This is a genomic window from Amnimonas aquatica (genome assembly GCF_002943415.1).
Classification (GTDB): Bacteria; Pseudomonadota; Gammaproteobacteria; order Pseudomonadales; family Moraxellaceae; genus Perlucidibaca; species Perlucidibaca aquatica_A.
In genome coordinates this window covers 1-4,061 of the sequence record NZ_PTQZ01000168.1, presented here as the reverse complement: position 1 = coordinate 4,061, position 4,061 = coordinate 1, and the positions used below count along the sequence as shown (strand labels likewise).

Below are 4,061 nucleotides of genomic sequence, written 5' to 3'. Positions count from 1 at the left end.
TGCTGCGCTGGCGCAGCACCTCGTCGCGCAGGAAGGCCGGGAAGATGGTCAGGATGATCAGCAGCAGCACCGCGATGCCGGCGGTGTAGCCGTAGAACCAGCGGTCGCAGGCCGGGAACTTGCCGAGCACGGTGAGCGCGATCATGAGCAGCGCGCAGCCGCCGCCCATGGCCAGCAGCAGATACAGGTCCTCCATGGCGCCGATCCACTGGCCGCGCACGGTGTACTGCAGGTAGATGGCGGCGACCGTGCCCATGGAGAACAGGTACAGCAGCCAGTAGTACTCGCGCAGGGTGTTCACCGCGCGCTGGTGCATGCGGGCGCGGAAGTCGCGCTCCAGGCGGAGCGGGAAGCGCAGGCGCATGAAGGTCTGTGACAGCAGGTCGCGGACCGTGTCGTACTCCGCCTCCCAGGCGGGATTCTTGTCGCTGGACATGCCGTCTCCATCTTTGCCCGGACCGCCGCATCCGGTAGCCTATGCGCCTTTCCCGCATTTGACGACCCCCGGAACGGCCATGACCACACTCACGCTGACACGTCCCGACGACTGGCATGTGCACCTGCGCGACGGCGAGCTGCTCGCCCATACCGTACCGGCCATGGCGCGCTATTTCGGCCGCGCCATCATCATGCCCAACCTGGTGCCGCCGGCGGTCACGCCCGAGCAGGCCGGCGCCTACCGCGAGCGCATCCTCGCCGCCCGCCCCGCCGGCAGCGCCTTCGAGCCGCTCATGGTGCTGTACCTGACCGAAGGCACCACGGCCGATGACATCCGCCGCGCCAAGGCCGGCGGCTTCGTGCACGCGGTCAAGCTCTACCCGGCCGGCGCCACCACCAACTCGCAGTCCGGCGTCACCGATGTCAGCCGGGTCGACGAGGTGCTGGCGGTCATGGCCGAAGTCGGCCTGCCGCTGCTGGTGCACGGCGAGGTCACGCACGGGCACATCGACATCTTCGAGCGCGAGAAGGTCTTCCTCGACACCGTGCTGGCGCCGCTGGTCGCACGCCACTCGACGCTGCGCGTGGTGCTCGAGCACATCACCACCGGCGACGCGGTGGACTTCGTGCTGGCCGCGCCGGACCGCGTGGGCGCGACCATCACCGCGCACCACCTGCTGTTCAACCGCAACCACATGCTCGCCGGCGGCATCCGCCCGCACTTCTACTGCCTGCCCATTCTCAAGCACGGCCGCCACCAGACGCGCCTGATCGAGGCCGCCACCAGCGGCAGCCCGAAGTTCTTCCTCGGCACCGACAGCGCCCCGCACGCGCGCGGCGCCAAGGAAAGCGCCTGCGGCTGCGCCGGTTCCTACACCGCACACGCCGCCATCGAGCTCTACGCCGAGGCCTTCGAAGCCGCCGGCGCGCTCGACAAGCTCGAAGGCTTCGCCAGCTTCCACGGCCCGGACTTCTACCGCCTGCCGCGCAACAGCGACACCATCACCCTGGTGAAGGGTGACTGGGATGTGCCCGCCAGCTACCCGTTCGGCCAGACCGAAGTGGTGCCGGTGCGCGCCGGCGAGAAGATCTCCTGGCAGGTCGTGGCGTGACCGCCGCGAGCGAGGGCGCGGCCGCCGGGCTGGCGGTCAAGGACCGCTTCCGCGGCTTCCTGCCGGTGGTGGTCGACGTCGAGACCGCCGGCTTCGAGGCCGGCAAGCACGCGCTGCTGGAAATCGCCGCTGTCGTGGTGCTGCCGGATGCGCAGGGCATGTGGCAGCCGGCGCAGCGCCTGCACGCGCACCTGAAGCCGGAGCCCGGTCTGGAGCTGGACCCGGCGGCACTGAAGTTCAACGGCATCAATCCGAACCATCCGCTGCGGCTGGCGGTGAGCGAGGCCGACGGCCTGCGCGACATGTTCGCGGAGCTGAAGAAGATCCAGAAGGCAGCCGGCTGCAAGCGCTGCATCCTGGTCGGTCACAACGCCGGCTTCGACCTTGCGCATGTCAATGCCGCGACCGAGCGCCAGAACCTGAAGAACCAGTCGCCCTTCCACCCGTTCTCGGTGTTCGACACCGTGACCCTGGCCGGCATGGCCTACGGCCAGACCGTGCTGGCACGCGCCTGCCAGGCCGCCGGCATCGCCTTCGACCAGAGCGAGGCGCACTCGGCGCTCTACGACGCCCAGGTCACCGCCGAGCTGTTCTGCGGCATCCTCAACCGCTGGCAGGCGGCCTACCCCGTGCTGCCGGACGACAGCGGCGCGGCGACCGGAAACGAACAGGCCGGCTGACGCCGGCCTGTTCGCACTATTCAGCGCACCGCGGCCGGCGCGCCGGCATCAGCTGCCGTGGTGGTGTGCACCGATATTGGCCCGACGCGACAGCAGCGAACCCGCGATCATGCCGACAATGGCGGCGCCCAGGCCGGCCAGCTGCGGCGGGCAGATGCCCTCGGGCGCCAGGATCTCCAGCGCGATCCAGACCGCCAGACCGGCCACCATGGATGTCAGCGCACCGGCGCGATTGGCGCGCGACCAGTAGATGCCCGCGGTCAGCGGCACGAAAGCCGCCACCAGGGTGACCTTGTAGGCGTTCTCGACCATGCCGAAGATGGTCGCGTTGGAGGCGATGGCGAACCAGGTCACGAAGGCGCCGAACCCCAGCACGGAAAGCCGCAGCGTCCACAGGAACTGGCGGTCGCTCTGCTTGCCCAGGAAGGGCTTGAGCAGGTTCTCGGTGAACACCGTGGACGGCGCCAGCAAGGTGCCCGAAGCCGTCGACATGATGGCCGCCAGCAGCGCGCCGAAGAAGATCACCTGCAGCACCAGCGGCAGATCCTGCTGGATGAACGTCGGCAGCACCTGCTGGCTGTCCTGGGCCATGACGCGCTCGGCCAGCGCCGGATCGATGATCACCACCGAATAGGTCAGGAACAGCGGCAGCATGCAGAAGATCAGATAGAGCACGCCGCCGAGCACGGCGCCGTAGACGGCGATGTTCTCGTTGCGCGACGAGTTCATGCGCTGGAACACGTCCTGCTGCGGAATGGAGCCCAGCGCCAGGGTCACGAAAGCGCCGACGAAGGCCAGGATGGAAGCCAGGTTCCACTCCGGCCAGAAGCCGTCGAGCTTGCCGGCGGCCTCGGCGTGGGCATAGACCGCCTCGACGCCGCCGGCCTTGCCGACCACCACCCAGGCGATCACCGCCAGGCAGGCCACCATGACGATCATCTGCACGAAGCTGGTCAGCGCCACCGACCACATGCCGCCGAACATGGTGTAGAAAATGATGATGGCGGCGCCGATCAGGATGCCCTCGTCCTGGCTCAGCGCACCGCCGGTAAGCGTGCTGAACACCACGCCGAGGGCGATCATCTGCGCCGACACCCAGCCCAGGTAGGACAGCATGATGGCGGTGGAGGAAATGAACTCGGCCTCGCGCCCGTACTTCTGCCGGAAGAAGTCGCCGATGGTCAGCATGTTGCGCCGGTACAGGGCGCGGGCGAAGAAGAAGCCGGCGAAGATCAGGCAGAAAGCGGCGCCGAAGGGATCGGCGACAATGCCGCCGATGCCCTCCTCGAGGAACACCGGCGGTGCGCCGAGGATGGCTTCGGAGCCGAACCAGGTGGCAAACATCAGCGAGGTCACCATGACCAGCGACAGGCTGCGGCCGGCCGACACGAAGTCGCTGGTGTTGTGCACGCGCAGCGTGGCGAGCAGGCCGATCAGGACCGACAGCACCAGGTAGCCGATGACAAAGGTATTGAGCATTCCAGTCACTCCGGAACAGGACAACGCCAACCGGCGCCCCGCCATGACCTCGCCATGGCCGGCGCCGAATCAAAATTTCGCGAATGCTAACAGCAGAAACCGAGCGAGATAAGCACTGATCGCAACGGATCGTCGGCAAACTTTCCCGCCTCGCCATGCACACGGTGTGCCGGAAACTCCCGGCGCACCGGGTAGGCCTTGCGCAGGCCGTCGAACCCGGCCGCCGGCGCGTCCGCCACGCGGACGGCGCGCAGGCGGGCATCATCGCCGGCGAGATCGATGACACCGGAAAGCAGATGCGCCAGGCGCTGCTCCGGCGTCGCCGGCCCTGCCGCGCCGGCGGCTGGCGGCA

Annotated in this window: 5 protein-coding genes; 2 read left to right on the top strand and 3 right to left on the bottom strand. The window is 68.3% G+C overall.

Translation table 11 applies throughout. The annotated features are described in order from the left end of the window. A partial coding sequence (locus tag C5O18_RS07160; RefSeq protein ID WP_146089260.1) for a hypothetical protein occupies positions 1–436 on the bottom strand: 436 nt, incomplete at its 3' end. Positions 437–515: 79 nt separating this feature from the next. On the opposite strand from C5O18_RS07160, the gene pyrC reads away from it, so the two are divergent. Beyond that, positions 516–1,550, top strand: a complete 1,035-nt coding sequence (pyrC, locus tag C5O18_RS07155; protein ID WP_105192738.1) for a dihydroorotase — start codon at positions 516–518, stop codon at positions 1,548–1,550. After that, positions 1,547–2,230 (top strand): ribonuclease T, encoded by a 684-nt coding sequence (rnt, locus tag C5O18_RS07150; protein WP_241146770.1) that lies wholly within the window; start codon positions 1,547–1,549, stop codon positions 2,228–2,230. Before pyrC ends, rnt begins: the two co-directional genes overlap by 4 nt. Before the next feature lie 48 nt (positions 2,231–2,278). On the opposite strand, the gene C5O18_RS07145 is transcribed toward rnt, so the two are convergent. Together C5O18_RS07145 and C5O18_RS07140 are read right to left on the bottom strand one after the other, a co-directional pair. After that, positions 2,279–3,709, bottom strand: a complete 1,431-nt coding sequence (locus tag C5O18_RS07145; protein ID WP_105192736.1) for a high affinity choline transporter 1 — start codon at positions 3,707–3,709, stop codon at positions 2,279–2,281. A gap of 86 nt (positions 3,710–3,795) precedes the next feature. Then, a partial coding sequence (locus C5O18_RS07140) for a DUF3410 domain-containing protein (RefSeq protein ID WP_146089259.1) occupies positions 3,796–4,061 on the bottom strand: 266 nt, incomplete at its 5' end.